At 74.3% G+C, this 16,182-nt stretch carries 17 protein-coding genes; 11 read left to right on the top strand and 6 right to left on the bottom strand.

Annotated features, from left to right (window positions below):
• Nucleotides 1-19: 19 nt before the first annotated feature.
• Together ACIGW4_RS37265 and ACIGW4_RS37260 are read right to left on the bottom strand one after the other, a co-directional pair.
• Nucleotides 20-178 carry a hypothetical protein gene (locus tag ACIGW4_RS37265; RefSeq protein WP_399586065.1) on the bottom strand — a complete coding sequence of 53 codons (159 nt, stop codon included), beginning with the start codon at nucleotides 176-178 and terminating at the stop codon, nucleotides 20-22.
• 37 nt (nucleotides 179-215) lie between these two features.
• Nucleotides 216-1,082, bottom strand: coding sequence for a siderophore-interacting protein (locus tag ACIGW4_RS37260; protein WP_399586062.1), 867 nt, complete (start codon nucleotides 1,080-1,082; stop codon nucleotides 216-218).
• Nucleotides 1,083-1,269: 187 nt separating this feature from the next.
• Between ACIGW4_RS37260 and ACIGW4_RS37255 the strand changes: the two genes are divergently transcribed.
• The 4 genes from ACIGW4_RS37255 (at nucleotide 1,270) to ACIGW4_RS37240 (ending at nucleotide 4,471) form a co-directional block, all read left to right on the top strand.
• A complete protein-coding gene (locus ACIGW4_RS37255; RefSeq protein WP_030692259.1) occupies nucleotides 1,270-1,473 on the top strand; it encodes a hypothetical protein in 204 nt (67 codons plus the stop codon).
• Between the two features lie 212 nt (nucleotides 1,474-1,685).
• Nucleotides 1,686-2,864 carry an acyl-CoA dehydrogenase family protein gene (locus ACIGW4_RS37250; protein ID WP_123458436.1) on the top strand — a complete coding sequence of 393 codons (1,179 nt, stop codon included), beginning with the start codon at nucleotides 1,686-1,688 and terminating at the stop codon, nucleotides 2,862-2,864.
• Between the two features lie 213 nt (nucleotides 2,865-3,077).
• Nucleotides 3,078-3,236: a hypothetical protein gene (locus ACIGW4_RS37245; protein WP_185094873.1), complete on the top strand. Its 159-nt coding sequence runs from the start codon at nucleotides 3,078-3,080 to the stop codon at nucleotides 3,234-3,236.
• A 266-nt stretch (nucleotides 3,237-3,502) separates the two neighbouring features.
• On the top strand, nucleotides 3,503-4,471 hold the full coding sequence (locus ACIGW4_RS37240) for a hypothetical protein (protein ID WP_399586058.1): 969 nt from the start codon (nucleotides 3,503-3,505) through the stop codon (nucleotides 4,469-4,471).
• A gap of 54 nt (nucleotides 4,472-4,525) precedes the next feature.
• Here the strand turns inward: ACIGW4_RS37240 and ACIGW4_RS37235 are convergent, their stop codons facing one another.
• The 3 genes from ACIGW4_RS37235 to ACIGW4_RS37225 all read right to left on the bottom strand — a co-directional run bounded on the left by ACIGW4_RS37235 (nucleotide 4,526) and on the right by ACIGW4_RS37225 (nucleotide 6,440).
• Nucleotides 4,526-4,807: a pyrimidine/purine nucleoside phosphorylase gene (locus ACIGW4_RS37235; RefSeq protein ID WP_398709959.1), complete on the bottom strand. Its 282-nt coding sequence runs from the start codon at nucleotides 4,805-4,807 to the stop codon at nucleotides 4,526-4,528.
• A gap of 121 nt (nucleotides 4,808-4,928) precedes the next feature.
• A complete protein-coding gene (locus ACIGW4_RS37230; protein ID WP_398709957.1) occupies nucleotides 4,929-5,495 on the bottom strand; it encodes a YciI family protein in 567 nt (188 codons plus the stop codon).
• Nucleotides 5,496-5,549: 54 nt separating this feature from the next.
• Entirely contained in the window at nucleotides 5,550-6,440 is an 891-nt protein-coding gene (locus tag ACIGW4_RS37225; protein ID WP_399586054.1) for a potassium channel family protein, read from the bottom strand.
• 288 nt (nucleotides 6,441-6,728) lie between these two features.
• Here ACIGW4_RS37225 and ACIGW4_RS37220 point away from each other — a divergent pair, with 288 nt between their 5' ends.
• Together ACIGW4_RS37220 and ACIGW4_RS37215 are read left to right on the top strand one after the other, a co-directional pair.
• On the top strand, nucleotides 6,729-7,643 hold the full coding sequence (locus ACIGW4_RS37220) for an oxygenase MpaB family protein (RefSeq protein WP_398709953.1): 915 nt from the start codon (nucleotides 6,729-6,731) through the stop codon (nucleotides 7,641-7,643).
• On the top strand, nucleotides 7,625-9,868 hold the full coding sequence (locus ACIGW4_RS37215) for a tetratricopeptide repeat protein (protein ID WP_399586050.1): 2,244 nt from the start codon (nucleotides 7,625-7,627) through the stop codon (nucleotides 9,866-9,868). Before ACIGW4_RS37220 ends, ACIGW4_RS37215 begins: the two co-directional genes overlap by 19 nt.
• Nucleotides 9,869-9,912: 44 nt before the next feature.
• Here ACIGW4_RS37215 and ACIGW4_RS37210 read toward each other — a convergent pair whose 3' ends face one another.
• A complete protein-coding gene (locus tag ACIGW4_RS37210; RefSeq protein WP_399586047.1) occupies nucleotides 9,913-10,575 on the bottom strand; it encodes a M15 family metallopeptidase in 663 nt (220 codons plus the stop codon).
• Between the two features lie 71 nt (nucleotides 10,576-10,646).
• On the opposite strand from ACIGW4_RS37210, the gene ACIGW4_RS37205 reads away from it, so the two are divergent.
• The 5 genes from ACIGW4_RS37205 to ACIGW4_RS37185 all read left to right on the top strand — a co-directional run.
• Entirely contained in the window at nucleotides 10,647-12,233 is a 1,587-nt protein-coding gene (locus tag ACIGW4_RS37205; RefSeq protein ID WP_399586044.1) for a phytoene desaturase family protein, read from the top strand.
• A gap of 278 nt (nucleotides 12,234-12,511) precedes the next feature.
• The gene (gene tdh, locus ACIGW4_RS37200; RefSeq protein ID WP_123458428.1) at nucleotides 12,512-13,546 is read left to right on the top strand and encodes an L-threonine 3-dehydrogenase; all 1,035 of its coding nucleotides are present in this window, start codon (nucleotides 12,512-12,514) and stop codon (nucleotides 13,544-13,546) included.
• Between the two features lie 3 nt (nucleotides 13,547-13,549).
• Nucleotides 13,550-14,749 carry a glycine C-acetyltransferase gene (locus tag ACIGW4_RS37195; RefSeq protein WP_399586042.1) on the top strand — a complete coding sequence of 400 codons (1,200 nt, stop codon included), beginning with the start codon at nucleotides 13,550-13,552 and terminating at the stop codon, nucleotides 14,747-14,749.
• 133 nt (nucleotides 14,750-14,882) lie between these two features.
• Nucleotides 14,883-15,791, top strand: coding sequence for a LysR family transcriptional regulator (locus ACIGW4_RS37190; RefSeq protein ID WP_123458426.1), 909 nt, complete (start codon nucleotides 14,883-14,885; stop codon nucleotides 15,789-15,791).
• A gap of 78 nt (nucleotides 15,792-15,869) precedes the next feature.
• On the top strand, nucleotides 15,870-16,182 hold a 313-nt coding region (locus tag ACIGW4_RS37185; RefSeq protein ID WP_399586086.1), incomplete at its 3' end, for an alpha/beta fold hydrolase.

The raw sequence follows: 16,182 nt of genomic DNA, 5'->3' as shown, positions 1-16,182 counted from the left end.
CCCGGACGGCGGGCCCGGGTCAGTCGCCGGTGAAGCCCCAGAAGCACAGCTCCACCGGGCGGCCCCCGGCGTCAGCGGCGAAGACCTCCCCGCGAAGCGCGTCCAGGGACTCCTGCTCGCTCTGCCGGTAAGGCGTGAAGTACGACCATCTGCTCGCTCCCGTGAGCGCGAACCCCACCGACGGCCAGGGCCTGTCCGGAAAGTTCCGCCTGGCTCTACTTTCCAGGCACCCCCTGGGCCTGCGACAGGCGCTCGCGGGCCTCGGCCAGGTCCTCCGGGGTCGGCGCGTCGTCCTGGGCGAGGCGGCGGCGCCAGTACCCGGTGAAGTGGACCGAGCGCCGGTCGACGCCCCGCTCCTCGACGAGGTGCCGCCGCAGCCCGCGCACCACCGAGGCCTCGCCCGCCAGCCAGACGTACGGCCGACCGGCCGGCAGGCCGTCCGCCCGCACGGCCTCGACCGGCGAGTCGCCGTCGCGCAGGGGGCGCACGGTCAGGTCGCCGGCCGTGGGCAGCGGCTGCTCCTCGGCCGCGTCGGGCACCTGGACGTACGCGAGAGCCCGGTGGCCCGGCGGCAGTGCGGCGACGACCGTGGCGAGCGCGGGGAGCGCGCAGGCGTCGGCGTACAGGAGTGTCCAGTCGCCCGCGCCCGGGTCGACGGGGACCGCGAACGCCGCCGACGGCCCGAACATGCCCAGCGCGTCCCCGGGGCGCGCGGACCGCGCCCAGCGGGTCGCGGGGCCCTCGTCCTCGCCCTCCCCGTGGAGGAAGAAGTCGACGTCGACGGTCCCGGCCACCGGGTCGCACGCCCGGAGGGTGTAGCTCCGCATCCACGGACGCTCTTCCTCCGGAAGCGCCGCGTAGGCCCCGTACCAGCGCATGACGTCGCCGTCGGGCCCGGGCGTCGGCAGCACCGGCTCGGCCTGGCCCGGCCGGGGGAAGAACAGCTTCACCTGCTGGTCGGGGCCCGCGAGGGCGAAGCCGGCGAGGCTCGGGGCGCCGAGGGTGACGCGCCGTGTGCGCGGGGTCACCGGGCGGACGGCGGTCACCCGCAGGCGGTGCAGGGGCAGGGACGGCTGGGACATCGTCGGCTCCTCGGACGGGGCGGGGGCGGGCTCCCACCTTGGCCGGGCCCGTCGACACGCCGTCGACATCCCGTCGACACGGGGTGACCTCCCCGGGTGGCGCGGGCGGCCCGGGGGCGGCCCCGGATGCGCGCACGGGGACCGGACACGAGAATGGCGAGTGCCGGACGAACACGTAGGAGGCGGCATGAACGCTGAGCCCGACAAGACGTTCCTGGGGGAGCGTCCGACGCCCGACAAGCAGCTGCACGCCGGCCCGGAGGGCGGCGAGTTCACGGCCGAGGACCTGGTCCTCGCCTCCGGCCGTGACGTGAATCCGAAGACCCTCGCCTGGGCGGAACGCCGCATGGCGGAGAAGGGGCGCGCCTCCATGGAGGAGCTTCTGCCCTAGAGGGCCCGGCCGGCCTTGGGCCGGTTCCTCGCCCTTCCCCTCCCGCAAGCCCCGGATCGGTCGCACCGAACCGGGGCTTCGGGCGTCCCGGAGGAGTCCCGAGGCTTCCGCATTTATGGAACACGTTCTACCGTGTCCGCCGTCGCGCGTCGCACCGCACGGGGACGCAGCGGACGCCGCGGGACGCCGCCGGACCGCCACGGGAGGACGCCATGCACCTCGAGTACACGCCCGCACAGAACAGCCTGCGCGCCGAACTGCGGGCGTACTTCGCCGAGCTGGTCCCGGACGACGTCCACACCCGCTACGCGGACCCCGCGGCCCAGAAGCGCTTCTACCGCGAGACCGTGCGGCGCCTCGGCTCCGACGGCTGGCTCGGGGTGGGCTGGCCCACCGAGTACGGCGGGCGCGGCCTGACCCCCATGGAACAGTTCATCTTCTTCGACGAGGCCGCGCAGGCCGGCGTCCCGCTGCCGCTGATGGCGCTGAACACCGTCGGCCCGACGATCATGCGCTACGGCACGGACGAGCAGAAGGCGTACTTCCTGCCCCGGATCCTCTCCGGCGAGATCGACTTCGCCATCGGCTACAGCGAGCCCGACGCGGGCACCGACCTGGCCGCCCTGAAGACCCGAGCGGTGCGGGAGGGCGACACGTACGTCGTCAACGGCCAGAAGATCTGGACGACGAACGGCGACACCGCCGACTGGGTCTGGCTCGCCGTCCGCACGGACCCCGACGCCCCGCCGCACAAGGGCATCACCATGCTCCTCGTGCCCACGAGCGACCCCGGCTACTCCTGCACCATCATCAACACCCTCGCCTCGCACGACACCACCGCGAGCTACTACGACGACGTCCGCGTCCCGGTCTCCCGGCGCGTCGGCGAGGAGAACAAGGGCTGGCGGCTCATCACCAACCAGCTCAACCACGAGCGCGTCACCCTCGCCGCCCACGGCACCATGGCGATCCGCGCCCTCCACGACGTCCGGCGCTGGGCCGCCGACACCCCGCTCTCCGACGGCCGCCGCGTCATCGACCTGCCCTGGGTCCGCCGCACCCTGGCCCGCACCCACGCCCGCCTCGACGCGATGAAACTCCTCAACTGGCAGATGGTGAACGCCGTCCAGAACGGCACCCTCACCCCCCAGGACGCCTCGGCCGTCAAGGTCTACGGCTCCGAGGCCCGCCGGGACGCCTACGCCGCCCTCATGGAGGTCGTCGGCGCCGTCGGTGCCCTCAAGGAGGGCTCGGCGGGCGCCGTCCTCCACGGCGAACTCGAACGCGGCTACCGTTCCGCCGTCATCTTCACCTTCGGCGGCGGCAACAACGAGATCCAGCGCGAGATCATCTCCTGGATCGGCCTGGGCATGCCCCGCGTCCGCCGCTGACTCCCCCTTTCCCGGCGTCACGCCTGTCCCTGACCGCGCGTCGACGGACGTCGATACGAGAACCAGCTCGCGGAGGCCGTCGACGCCGGGGCCAGGAGGTCATGCACTCGGTGACCGCTCACTACACTGGCGACAGAACGGCCCCCAACGGCTTCACGGCCACGGCCTACGGCACAGATCCGGACGGGGCCGTACGGAGGAAGCGGTGACGACGTGACGGAGCTCGACGCGCTTCGACAGCTCATGCGCCCCACGGCCGAGAGCGACACCCCGGTCGACCGGGAGCGGATGAGCGAGTCATGGGGAAAGGAGTTCCCGTCCGACTTCCGGCACTTCGTCGAGGTGGGGGCAGGCACCCGGCGACCTTCCTGAACCGGCGTGAGTACCGGCGCCTTTCGAAGGCAGGTCCGGATCCGTGGACGGGCGAGCCGGACCCGTACGCCGGAATGTTCGGCGACTCACCGGCAGGGAAGATCTCCGCTCGGCCGCACGGGCACGAACGACCGCGACGGCTGAGCCGTGATTCCGGCAGGGCGAGGTTCCTGGCCGCCGCGCCCGCGTGCTCGACACGCGGCACGCCGGCTCAGGAGCCCCGTCCGTCGTCCGTCCGGCCGCCGATGCCGCCGAGGAAGGAACACATGAGTCATCTCGACGTCGTCCGGCTGCTGGGTGTCGACGCCCCGGCGCGGCCGGAGGGAGAGGGGTACGGCCGGGTCGTCCCCGAGGACTTCGAGCTGCTGGTCCGGGCGCTGCCGCAGGGGGTGATCGCGGCCTCCGTACTGCTCGGCGGGGCCGACGTCCCCGTACGCTCCCTGGAGGACTTCACGCGGGACACCGCGCTGCGCATCGCGGACATGCGGGAGGCCCTGGGGAGCCGCGAGCAGGAGCTCTGGGCGCCGCTGCACCCGCGGCCCCACGGCATGGTGCCCTGGGGCCGCACCGCCGACGACGGCGTACTGCTGTGGGACACCGCCGCCGCCGACACGGCCGACTGGACGACCGTCCTCACGGACACCGACTTCCAGTTCTGGCTGGACCTTCCCTTCTCCGCCTCGGAGTTCGTCGCGCGGGCCCTCAGGGGACGTGCCGAGGGAACGCCGGCCTTCGAGACGTACCAGGAGTACGAGTCGGGCACCTTCTGGAAGGTCGCCGAGGACAAGCGCGCGAGGGCCGCGGTGCTGGCGAACCGGGACGTCGGGGCGGTCGAGGAGATCGTCACCCGGCTGCGGAGCATCGGCGTCCCGGGCGTCCGGGCGTACGCGGAGGAGCTGCTCGACCGGGCGGCCGGGGCGTACGGCGCGCTCCCGGAGGACTACCTGGCGGTCATGCGGGAGTTCCCCGGCGGCGTCGTCGCCGGCGTACGGGTCTTCCCCGCCTCGGCGGAGCCGGGAGCCCCGGCGCTGCGCCGGCCGGACGAGGACGGACCGTTCCTCCAGTGGGGGGAGGTCGGGGGCCGGGCGTTCGGCTGGCTCACCGCCGAGGGCGCCCCCGAGGAGTGGCGCGTCGCCCACGTCGAGCCGGACGGCTCGGCCCTCACACGGCTGGAGGACCAGACCTTCGCCACGTTCCTGCGACGCCGGCTGCGGGGCGACGACTCGCTGTCCTGACCCGCCGGGCGGGGCGTCGCCCGGCGGCCCACGGCCCGGCCGGCGCCGTCCGCCTCAGCGGTACTCGCAGAGGTAGGCGGTGTCCACCGCGACCGTCAGCTGGAACCTGCTGTCCCCGGGGACCTCGAAGCGCTCCCCGGCGGCGAAGGTCCTCCACGCGTCGGCGCCCGGCAGCCTGACCGTCAGGGCGCCGCTGACCACGTGCATGACCTCCGGAGCGGCGGTGCCGAACTCGTACTCGCCCGGCGCCATGACGCCGATGGTCGCCGGGCCCTCCTCCTGCGTGAACGCGATCGACTTGACCGAGCCGTCGAAGTACTCGTTGACCGTGAACATGGGGGCATCCTCGCGGGAGATCAGGGGTGACGGGCGGCCGGCTCCTCACGTGCCGGCCGCGGACAGGGGCACCCTAGCGGGGACGGCGCGACGGCCCCGGCCGGTCTCACGTGCTGGATGGTCAGGCCGTCGGGCGCCCGCCGAAGGACCAGTCGTGGACCTCGATGTCGGCGTACCGCCCGGGGGTCCGCAGGACGGCCGCGGCCGCCGCCGCGTCCGGGGCGCGGACCAGGGCCGCCGTGCCCACCCAGGTGACGCCGTCGTCGGCCAGCAGCGGACCGTAGGCGATCAGATCGTCCCGGTCCGCCGGACCGGGCGGAGGGGTGACGTCGACGGGCTCGCCCTCCCCGAGCCCCAGAACCAGGTAGCGGTTGCCGCCCTCGCGCCCGCCGGGGAACTCCCACATCGTCCGCCCCAGCGTGTTGCGCCACCGCCGCAGCAGGACGTCCCGGTACACACCGGCCTGGTAGTTGGGCTCGTCGAAGGCGAACGCCCGGGCCGCGGCGGCGTCGGGCAGGTCGACGATGTGCACGCTCCCGGTGCACTGCTCGCCCGCCGCGTCGAAGGTCGGCCCGCGCGCGATCAGCTCCTTCGCGAAGCCGTCCATGTACGCCCAGTGCGCTTCGAGGAGGGCCTCCCGCAGGGGCATGGAAGCGGACCGGTCGCGGTGGTAGCAGAGGTATTCCATGGGGCACAGGATGGGGTGCCCGGACGATCATGTCGAGGGGAATACGGTTCCCCGTCACGGCCCGCCGCCCTCACCGTCCCAGGAGCGTCCGTGGTCCGTCGCGTACGCGGCGAAGACCTCGTCGGGAGGCCCGCCGGTGCGCAGGAAGCGCTCGTCGAGGACGGTGGCCAGGTCGTCGAGCGCCGTGCGCAGCACCGACGCGGAGAGCCGGGCGTCCGGATGGCGGGCCCGCCCGGCCCGGTCCGCCAGACCGACGGCGTGACCGAGCCGGCCGGCCAGGCAGATGTTCTCCTCCCCGTCGTAGAAGTAGTACGACTCGGCGTACTGCAGGAAGTCGACGGTGACGGTCGAGAGCGCCGAGGCGAGGCCGTCCAGGAGCGCGGCGCCCCCGGCGGAGTCGAGGGTCTCGGTCGTGAGGCTGTTGCGGCCCAGGTGGGACAGGCGCAGCGCGAGCGCCCTGCGGCGGGCGAGGGCCGGGTAGATGCCGAGGACCCAGGCGACGGTCGCCGACAGCAGGGCGAAGCCCACCAGGGCCTCCAGCGGGGCGAGCACGCGCAGCCACTCCGAGGTCGGCGCGATGTCACCGAGCCCGAGGGTGGCCAGGGTGACCAGCGAGACGTACAGCGCGTCGACGGGGCCCGCGTGCTCGGCGGGCGTGAGCCCCGGGGCGTACGAGAAGTCCTCCGGCATGGAGGGCCAGTAGACGAGCCCCCAGCCGACGGCGACGAGGAACGCCCAGACGGTGACGACCACCATCATCCCCACCGGCCCCGCCAGACCGACCGGCCGCCACCGCTCCCCGTGATGGGCCGAGAGCCGCCAGACGCCCCGCATCACCCGTCTGCTCAGACCGCCGTGCCGGGTGGGGTGCCAGATCGTGTGGAAGACGTCCCGCAGGACGAACAGGACCAGCGCCGCTCCCGCGACGACGCACGGCCACGTCATCGGGGCACCGTCCGCCCCGGGGCCGTCCGCGCGGGCGGATCGACGAGCTCGCCGGTCATGCTTCGAGGATGCGCGGCCGGGCGGCGGCCCGCACGGGGAGGAGGCGCCCTCCGCGGCCGCCGTGGAGGAGGGCCCCGCCGGGGAAGGGGGCCGCACAGTGGAAGAGGGCCGCACCGGGAAAGAGGGCCGCACCGTGGAAGGGGGCCCGCCGCGGAAGGGAGCCCCGCCGTGGAAGAGCGACCGTCCCGACCGGTTCCGAAGGACCCGTTCCGGCGTAGCCTGAGCGCCATGAGGCAGGACGCCGACCCCGGGCTCTTCGGCCCCCGCTCCGTGACCTGGCAGCTGCACAGCGACCCGGTGATGTGGATCGCCGGAGTCCGGGCCCTCTGGCTCCAGGCGCTGCACCCCGTCGCCGTCCGCGGCGTCATGATCAACAGCGGTTTCCGGGAGGACCCCTGGGGCCGGCTGATGCGGACCGCGGACTTCGTCGGAACCCTCAGCTACGGGACCACCGAGGCCGCCGAGAAGGCCGGCGCCCGCGTGCGGCGGATCCACCGGCTGCTCGGCGTGGACGACCCCGAGCTGCTGCTCTGGGTCCACTGCGCCGAGACCGACTCGTACCTCTCGGTCGCGCGCCGCTCCGGGATCCCGCTCACCGACGCCGCGGCCGACCGGTACGTCGACGAGCACCGCACCTCGGCCCGGCTCGTCGGCCTCGACCCGGACACCGTCCCCGGCTCCACCGCCGGCCTCGCCGCCTACTTCGAGGCGGTGCGCCCCGGACTGACCGCCGGACCGGACGCCCGGACCGTCGCCGACTTCCTCCGCCGACCGCCGGTGAAACCCGCTCTGGTCCCGGCGCGCGAGGTGATCTGGCGGCGCGTCACCGCGCTCGCGTACGACACCCTGCCCCCCTACGCCCACGCGCTCTACGGCCGCCCCGCCCCGCCCCCGGAGACCGTCACCCGCCGGCTCGTCGCGACGGCCGGCCTCCTGCGCCGCGTCCCCGCCCGGCTGCGCTGGCGGCTGCCGCCCCGGCACATCCTGCGCGCCGTGGACCGGCTCGGCCCGGAGACCCGGCCCGACCCGTACGCGTACCCCGCCCCGTATTCACCGTCCGACCCGACGGCCATACTGGAGGAGCCGAGGAGGCAGCACGGAATCGACGGGGGCGGCAGCACACGATGGGGGACTCCAGACTGATCCAGGGCCGGTACCGCCTGCACGAGGTCATCGGCCGCGGAGGCATGGGCGAGGTGTGGCGCGCCACCGACGAGGCGCTCGGGCGCGGCGTCGCCGTCAAGTGCCTCAAACCGCTCGGACCGCAGCAGGACCCGCAGGTCCTCACCGTGGTGCGCGAGCGCTTCCGCCGCGAGGCCCGGGTGGCGGCGGCGCTCCAGCACCGGGGCATCACCGTCGTGCACGACTTCGGCGAGTACGACGGCGTGCTGTTCCTCGTCATGGAGCTCCTGGAGGGGCGCAACCTCAGCCAGCTCCTCGTCTCCAACGACCAGCACCCGCTGCCCGTGGAGGACGTCGTCGAGATCGCCGACCAGGTCGCCGACGCCCTCGCGTACACGCACCGCATGGGGATCGTGCACCGCGACCTGAAGCCCGCGAACATCATGCGGCTGCGGGACGGCACGGTGAAGATCTGCGACTTCGGGATAGCGCGACTCGGCACCGACATGGGCTTCACCTCCAAGCTCACCGGGACCGGCATCGCCATGGGGACGCCCCACTACATGTCCCCGGAGCAGATCGGGGGCGGCGGCGAGATCGACCACCGCAGCGACCTCTACTCGCTGGGGTGCGTGCTCTACGAGCTGGCCACCGGCGCCCCGCCCTTCGACCTCGGCGACTCCTGGGCCATCCTCATCGGCCACCGGGACACGGTGCCGACCCCGCCGCGCGCGCTCCGCGCCGAGCTGCCCGACTACTTCGACCGGATCGTCGTCGACCTGCTCGCCAAGGTTCCCGAGGAGCGGCCGGCCGACGCGGGCGACCTGCGCCGCCGGATCGTCTCGGGCCGCTTCGCCCCGGCCCCGTTCCCGCCACCGGCCGAGGCGCCCCCGGCGCCCGCCCTGCCGCTGACCGTCCCCATGCCCGTGCCGGGGGCCGACCCCGTCGCCGAGGCGGCCCCCGCGCCCGCGTGGGCCCGGGGGATCACCGGCGGGCACCGCCCGGCGGCCGCCGGCGGACCGCGCCCGGCCGCCCAGGATCCCGCCGTGGCCGTCCTCACCACCGAGTGGACCACCGCGGCACCCGACGGCACGCCGCCGCCCGCCCCCGCGCCCTCCGCGGAGCTGGTCGCGGTGCTCGCCGGCCGGTTCCGGGCCGGAATGGGCCTCGGTCGGCTCGGCCGCTGGGACGAGGCCGAGTCCGTGCACCGCTCCGTCGCCCGGGACCGCGCGCGGGTCCTCGGCGAGGACCACCCCTCCACCCTGACCAGCCGTTACGAGGTCGGCTTCGCCCTCGCCCGGCTCGACCGCCCCGCCGACGCCCTGCGGATCTTCGCCGAGGTCGCCGCGGCCCGCGCCCGCGTCCTCGGCGACGACCACCCCGACACCCTGGCGGCGCGGCAGGAACGGGCCTACGCCCTGGGCCGCCTCGGACGGCACTCCGAGGCGTACGAGGCGTACGCCGAGGTGCTCGCCGCCCGCGAGCGCACCGTCGGCCCCGACCACCCCGACACCCTGCGCTGTCGCCACAACATGGCGTTCACCCTGGGGCGCCTCGGCCGGCTGGAGGAGGCGTACCGCACGGCCCACGAGGTCGCCGAGGCCCGGGCCCGGCTGCTCGGCGAGGCACACCCCGACACCCTCGTGACCCGCCACGAGGTGGCGTACACCCTCACCCGCCTCGGGCGCGGAGAGGAGGCGCTCGTCCAGTACCGCGCGATCGCCGACGCGCGCGCCGCCGCCCTCGGCCCCGACCACCCGGACACCCTCACGGCCCGCTACGAGACCGGGGTCTGCCTCGGCCGGCTCGGCCGGGCCGCGGACGCCCTCGCCCTCTGCCGCGACCTCGTCGCCGCCCGCACCCGCGCCCAGGGCCCCGACGGGCCGGAGACGCTGCGCGCCCGCCAGGCCCTCGCCGTCAACCTCGGCCGGCTCGGACTCTGGACGGAGGCGCTCGCCGAATCCGAGGGCGTGCACGCCGACCGCGCGCGGGTCCTCGGCCCCGACCATCCGGACACGCTCACCAGCCGTTGGGAGACTGCCGTTGCCCTCGGGAGGCTCGACCGCTGGGAGGAGGCGCTGGAGTGCCACCGGGCGATCGCCGCCGCCCGCACCCGGTTCCTCGGCCCCGCGCACCCCGACACCCTCGCCGCGCTCGACGACGAGGCCCACTGCCTGGAGCGCCTCGGCCGCGACGCCGAAGCGGCCGCCCTCCTCCTGAAGGCGGCGGCCCCGCCGGGGGCGTGACGGAGGGTCGGCGCCGGCGGCGTGACGCCGCCCGTCGGATGCCGTCAGTCGAGCGGTGTGCGTTCCTTCGGACCGTACGGCGCCACCGCCGCGCCCGTCGCCAGTGCCCAGTAGCGGTCGCCGTACGACCAGTGCCACCACTCCGTCGGGTAGTTCACCAGGCCCGCCGCGGTGAGCACGGAGCCGAGCAGCTCCCGGTGGGCGCGGGCCTCCGCACCGATGCCCTCGGCGTGGGTGTAGCAGGCGCCGCCGCTCTCCTCCGGGTCCGCGTTCATCCGGGTCCCCAGGTCGAGTTCCCGCCCGTCGGCGTCGGACAGTGTCAGGTCGACGGCCGCCCCGGCGCTGTGCGGGGCGATCCCGGGCGGGGACACGTACCGGCTCGCCGCCGTGAGGATCCGCTCCTCGGACCACGAAGGGTGCAGCACGCGCAACCGACCCGCGTACTCCTCGAAGTACGCCCGCTGGAGCGACGGCGGACGGTACCCCTCGACGAACAGCAGCCGCAGGCCTCCCGGCAGCAGCTCCTGCGCCTTGAGGAGCCGCTCGACGACGCCCTCCCGCAGGTGAGCGAAGGCGTCCGCGGGGTCCTGCTTGCGCGGGTCGACGAGCAGGGAGCCGACGCCGCGGACGTCCACAAGCCGCTCACCGCACTCCCTCACGGGTATCGCGGCGACCCTCGGATCCGACATCAGGATGATCTCAGTCATGCCGTGATCATGACGGATCACGGCCGGACGGCAGGGTTCCCCCGGCACGCGGGCGCGTGTGAGCATGAGCCATGACCGCCCCTGACCCGCTCCACGACGCCCCGGCCCCCGCCCTCGCCCAAGCTCCGGACCCCCGGTACGACGCCGTCGTCGTCGGAGGCGGGCACAACGGGCTCGTCGCCGCCGCCTATCTGGCCCGTGCCGGGCGCTCCGTGCTCGTCCTGGAGCGGCTCGGCTCCACCGGAGGGGCGGCCGTGTCGACACGGCCCTTCGCCGGGGTCGACGCCCGCCTCTCCCGGTACTCGTACCTCGTCTCGCTCCTCCCGGAGAAGATCGTGCGGGAGCTCGGACTGCGGTTCGCCGTGCGGAAACGGTCCGTCTCCTCGTACACCCCGAAGGGCGACGGCGGCCTCCTCGTCGGCGGCGGACCCGAGCGCACCCGCGCCTCCTTCGCCGCCCTCACCGGCTCCGACGACGCCCACCGGGCCTGGCAGGCCTTCTACGGACGCACCGGCGAGGCCGCCCGCCGGATCTTCCCCACCCTCACCGAACCCCTCCCCACCCGCGCCGAGCTGCGCGCCCGCGTCGACGACGCCGACACCTGGCGGATGCTCTTCGAGGAACCCCTCGGCGTCACCGTCGAGAAGACCTTCGCGGACGACCTCGTCCGGGGCGTCGTCCTCACCGACGCCCTCATCGGCACCTTCGCCGACGCCCACGACCCCGCCCTCCTGCAGAACCGCTGCTTCCTGTACCACGTCATCGGCGGCGGAACCGGCGACTGGGACGTGCCCGTCGGCGGCATGGGAGCCCTCACCGACGCCCTCGCGGACGCCGCCCGCACCGCCGGGGCCCGGATCCTCACCGGCCACGAGGCCACCCGGATCGAGACCGACGGGCGCCGCGCCGCGATCACCTACCGCACCGCCGACGGCGAGGGCACCGTCGAGGCCGACCGGGTCCTCGTCAACGCCTCCCCGCAGGAGCTCGCCGCCCTGCTCGGCGAGACGCCCCCGCCCGCGCCCGAGGGCGCCCAGCTCAAGGTCAACATGCTGCTGACCCGGCTGCCGAGGCTCCGCGACCGCTCCGTCGACCCGCGCGAGGCCTTCGCCGGCACCTTCCACATCGCCGAGGGGTACGGGCAGCTGGCCACCGCCCACGCCGAGGCCGCCGCCGGGCGCCTGCCCTCCGCCCCGCCGTCCGAGATCTACTGCCACTCCCTCACCGACCCGACGATCCTCGGCCCGGAACTGGCCGCCACGGGCCACCAGACGCTCACCCTGTTCGGCCTGCACACCCCCGCCCGGCTGTTCGCCGCCGACAACGAGGGCACGCGCGCGAAGCTCCTGGCGGCGACCCTCGCCCAGCTCGACGCCCACCTGGACGAGCCGATCGCCGACTGCCTCGCCCTCGACGCCGAGGGCCGCCCCTGCATCGAGGCGAAGACACCGCTCGACCTCGAACGCGAACTGCGGCTGCCCGGCGGGCACATCTTCCACCGCGACCTCTCCTTCCCGTACGGGGACGAGGGCACCGGCCGCTGGGGCGTCGAGACCGCGCACGCCAACGTCCTCCTGTGCGGAGCGGGCGCGATCCGCGGCGGGGGAGTGAGCGGCATCCCCGGCCACAACGCGGCGATGGCGGCCCTGGGCCGCTGACGGCGGGGCCGCCCCTCGACCGGGCGGCCCCTCGACCGGGCGGCCCCTTGACCGGGCGGCTCCTCGACCGGACCGCTCCCCGACCGGGCCCTCTCCGTTCGGCCCCGTTGACGTCGCCCCCTCCCCGCCTGGGGTGTGAAGCTGATCTGCGAGCGCGCTTAAGAAATCCTCGATGGACCGCGGGCCTCGCGTACGGAAGATTCTCCTCCAGGGATCTTGGGCGCTCAGCCGTGCCCGCACCCTCACATCACAGGACACGCACGTCGGGAGCCGTTGCATTGAAGGCGCTGGTCAAGCTGAAGGCGGAGCCGGGACTCTGGCTCACGGACGTGCCCGAGCCGGAGACCGGCCCCGGGGACGTGCTCATCAAGGTCAAGCGGACCGGTATCTGCGGGACCGACCTGCACATCCGCTCCTGGGACGGCTGGGCGCAGAAGACGATCGCCACGCCGCTGACGATCGGCCACGAGTTCGTCGGCGAGGTCGTCTCCGTCGGCCGTGACGTCGCCGACATCAACGTCGGCGACCTGGTCAGCGGCGAGGGCCACCTCGTCTGCGGCAAGTGCCGCAACTGTCTGGCCGGCCGCCGCCACCTCTGCCGCGCCACCGTCGGCCTCGGCGTCGGCCGGGACGGCGCCTTCGCCGAGTACGTGGCGCTGCCCGCCTCCAACGTGTGGGTGCACCGGGTCCCCGTCGACCTCGACGTCGCCGCGATCTTCGACCCCTTCGGCAACGCCGTGCACACCGCCCTCTCCTTCCCGCTCGTCGGCGAGGACGTCCTCGTCACCGGCGCCGGCCCCATCGGCATCATGGCCGCGGCCGTCGCCAAGCACGCCGGCGCCCGCAACGTCGTCATCACCGACGTCAGCGAGGAGCGCCTCGCCCTGGCGCGCAAGACGGGCGTCACGCTCGCCCTCAACGTCGCCGAGCAGACCATCGCCGACGGCCAGCGCACCCTCGGGCTCAAGGAGGGCTTCGACGTCGGCCTGGAGATGTCCGGCAACCCGCGCGCGATGCGCGACATGATCGCCAACATGACCCACGGCGGAAAGATCGCCATGCTCGGCCTGCCCGCCGAGGACTTCGCCGTCGACTGGGCGAAGGTCGTCACCTCCATGATCACGATCAAGGGCATCTACGGCCGCGAGATGTTCGAGACCTGGTACGCGATGTCGGTGCTCCTGGAGGGCGGCCTGGACCTCGGCCCGGTCATCACCGGCCGGTACGACTTCACCGACTTCGAAGCCGCCTTCGACGACGCGGCCTCCGGCAAGAGCGGCAAGATCATCCTCGACTGGACCACGGGAGCCTGACCCATGTTCGATTCCGTACGCGACTCCGTCCGCGCCACCCTCGAAGAGATCGAGCAGGCCGGACTGCACAAGCCCGAGCGGGTCATCGGCACCCCCCAGTCCGCGACCGTCGAGGTCACCGCGGGGGGCCGCCCCGGCGAGGTGCTCAACTTCTGCGCCAACAACTACCTGGGCCTCGCCGACCACCCCGAGGTCATCGCCGCCGCCCACGAGGCCCTGGACCGCTGGGGCTACGGCATGGCGTCCGTCCGCTTCATCTGCGGCACGCAGGAGGTCCACAAGGAGCTGGAGGCCCGCCTGTCCTCCTTCCTCGGCCAGGAGGACACGATCCTCTACTCCTCCTGCTTCGACGCCAACGGCGGCGTCTTCGAGACCCTCCTCGGCGCCGAGGACGCCGTCATCTCCGACGCCCTCAACCACGCCTCGATCATCGACGGCATCCGCCTCTCCAAGGCCCGCCGCTTCCGCTACGCCAACCGCGACATGGCCGACCTGGAGCAGCAGCTCAAGGAGGCCACGGAGGGCGGCGCCCGGCGCAAGCTGATCGTCACCGACGGCGTCTTCTCCATGGACGGCTACGTCGCCCCGCTCGACGAGATCTGCGACCTGGCCGAGCGCTACGACGCCATGGTGATGGTCGACGACTCGCACGCGGTCGGCTTCGTCGGCCCCGGCGGCCGCGGCACCCCCGAGCTGCACGGCGTCATGGACCGCGTCGACATCATCACCGGCACCCTCGGCAAGGCCCTCGGCGGCGCCTCCGGCGGTTACGTCGCCGCCCGCGCCGAGATCGTCGCCCTGCTGCGCCAGCGCTCCCGCCCGTACCTCTTCTCGAACACCCTCGCCCCGGTCATCGCCGCCGCCTCCCTGAAGGTCATCGACCTCCTGGAGTCCGCCGGCGACCTGCGCGAGCGCCTCGCCGCCAACATGGCGCTGTTCCGCTCCCGCATGACCGAGGAGGGCTTCGACATCCTCCCCGGCGACCACGCCATCGCCCCCGTCATGATCGGCGACGCGGCCGAGGCCGGCCGGATGGCCGAGCTGCTCCTGGAGCGCGGCGTGTACGTGATCGGCTTCTCGTACCCGGTCGTGCCGCAGGGCCAGGCCCGCATCCGCGTCCAGCTCTCCGCCGCCCACTCGACGGAGGACGTGAACCGGGCGGTCGACGCCTTCGTCGACGCCCGCGACGCCCTGCGCGGCTAGGCCGTCTCTTTCGGATCTCGCCGGTTGAGCCCGCGTCGTCCGGTGCCGGACGACGCGGGCGAGGCAAGATCCGGAAGAGACGGCCTGGGGCCTGCTCTTCGGAGCAGTGTCCGCAGGCTGAGACACTGGGGGCATGATCGAAGCGCGGCGGTTGCACATCCTCCGTGCGGTGGCCGACCACCGCACGGTCACGGCGGCGGCCGCCGCGCTCTATCTCACCCCCTCCGCCGTCTCCCAGCAGCTCGCCGCCCTGGAGCAGGAGACCGGTCACCGCCTGGTGGACCGCAGCGCGCGCGGCGCGCGCCTCACCCCGGCCGGCGAGATCCTGCTCGGCCACGCCAACGCCGTGCTCGCCCAGCTGGAGCGCGCCGAGGCCGAACTCGCGGCCTACGGCTCCGGCGACGCCGGCACGGTCACGGTCGCCGCGTTCGCCACCGGCATCGGGCTCGTGGTGGCCCCGGCCATCACCTCCCTCGCCCGCACCGCGCCCGGCATCCGGGTCCGGGTCCGGGACGCGGAGGGCGACGAGAGCCTGCTCATGGTCCTGGACCGGCAGGTGGACGTGGCCGTCGCGGTCGAGTACCGGGGCGCGCCGGGCGAGGACGACGACCGGCTCACCCGCGTCCCGCTCTACGCCGAGCCGTTCGACGCGGTCCTGCCGCCCGGCCACCCCCTGGCGGCCGGCGAACGGGTCGCGCTCGCCGACCTCGCCAAGGACACCTGGATAGGCCAGTCCGAGGGGAACCCCTGTCATGACGTGACCGTCCTGGCCTGCGAGTACGCCGGGTTCACGCTGAAACCGGAGCACTCGTCCGACGACTTCCGCGCCGTCGTCGCCCTCGCGGCGGCCTCCGCCGGCGTGGCGCTCGTGCCGCGGTCGGCCCTGCGCGGGATGGAGCTCACGGGCGTGGAGGTCCGCCCGATCGAGGGCGTCGCCCCGACCCGCAGGGTCTTCGCCGCCGTCCGGCGCGGCGCGGAGGAGCACCCCCTGATCAGCCCCGTGCTGACCGCCCTGCGCACGGCGTCCGGGAACGGCGCCTGACGGGCGCCCCTCGGCCGGAACCCGCAGGCGCACTGGCGGAGGTCCCGTACGTCCCACCAGACTGGGCCCGTGGAAACCATGATCCCTGTCAAGGACGGCGAAGTCTGGGCGGACGACGCGGGAGGGGAGGGCCTGCCGCTGGTCCTGCTCCATCCCGGTGTCGGCGACTCCACGGTGTGGGACCCGGTCCTGCCGGAGCTCCGCGCGCGGTACCGGGTGATCCGCTACGACGTGCGCGGCTACGGACGTTCACCCGCGCCCACCGCCGCGTACTCGCCGGGGGGGGGGCGCCCCCCGGCGCCCCCCCCCGGGGGGGGGGCCGGGGGGGGCCGGGGGGGGGGCCCCCAGGGGGGGGCCCCCACGGTGGGCGTAGCCCAGGGGGCGCCCGGCC

It is taken from the genome of Streptomyces sp. NPDC053513 (assembly GCF_044544765.1).
GTDB lineage: Bacteria > Actinomycetota > Actinomycetes > Streptomycetales > Streptomycetaceae > Streptomyces > Streptomyces litmocidini.
Note: the sequence above shows the minus strand (reverse complement) of the source record. Positions and strands in the feature narration are given on the sequence as shown.

Coding starts and splice junctions, on each gene's coding strand:
- ACIGW4_RS37260 (WP_399586062.1), bottom strand. CDS start 1,082: ATGTCCCAGCCGTCCCTGCCCCTGCACCGCCTGCGGGTGACCGCCGTC.
- ACIGW4_RS37255 (WP_030692259.1), top strand. CDS start 1,270: ATGAACGCTGAGCCCGACAAGACGTTCCTGGGGGAGCGTCCGACGCCC.
- ACIGW4_RS37250 (WP_123458436.1), top strand. CDS start 1,686: ATGCACCTCGAGTACACGCCCGCACAGAACAGCCTGCGCGCCGAACTG.
- ACIGW4_RS37240 (WP_399586058.1), top strand. CDS start 3,503: ATGAGTCATCTCGACGTCGTCCGGCTGCTGGGTGTCGACGCCCCGGCG.
- ACIGW4_RS37235 (WP_398709959.1), bottom strand. CDS start 4,807: ATGTTCACGGTCAACGAGTACTTCGACGGCTCGGTCAAGTCGATCGCG.
- ACIGW4_RS37230 (WP_398709957.1), bottom strand. CDS start 5,495: ATGGAATACCTCTGCTACCACCGCGACCGGTCCGCTTCCATGCCCCTG.
- ACIGW4_RS37225 (WP_399586054.1), bottom strand. CDS start 6,440: ATGACGTGGCCGTGCGTCGTCGCGGGAGCGGCGCTGGTCCTGTTCGTC.
- ACIGW4_RS37220 (WP_398709953.1), top strand. CDS start 6,729: ATGAGGCAGGACGCCGACCCCGGGCTCTTCGGCCCCCGCTCCGTGACC.
- ACIGW4_RS37215 (WP_399586050.1), top strand. CDS start 7,625: ATGGGGGACTCCAGACTGATCCAGGGCCGGTACCGCCTGCACGAGGTC.
- ACIGW4_RS37210 (WP_399586047.1), bottom strand. CDS start 10,575: ATGACTGAGATCATCCTGATGTCGGATCCGAGGGTCGCCGCGATACCC.
- ACIGW4_RS37205 (WP_399586044.1), top strand. CDS start 10,647: ATGACCGCCCCTGACCCGCTCCACGACGCCCCGGCCCCCGCCCTCGCC.
- ACIGW4_RS37195 (WP_399586042.1), top strand. CDS start 13,550: ATGTTCGATTCCGTACGCGACTCCGTCCGCGCCACCCTCGAAGAGATC.
- ACIGW4_RS37190 (WP_123458426.1), top strand. CDS start 14,883: ATGATCGAAGCGCGGCGGTTGCACATCCTCCGTGCGGTGGCCGACCAC.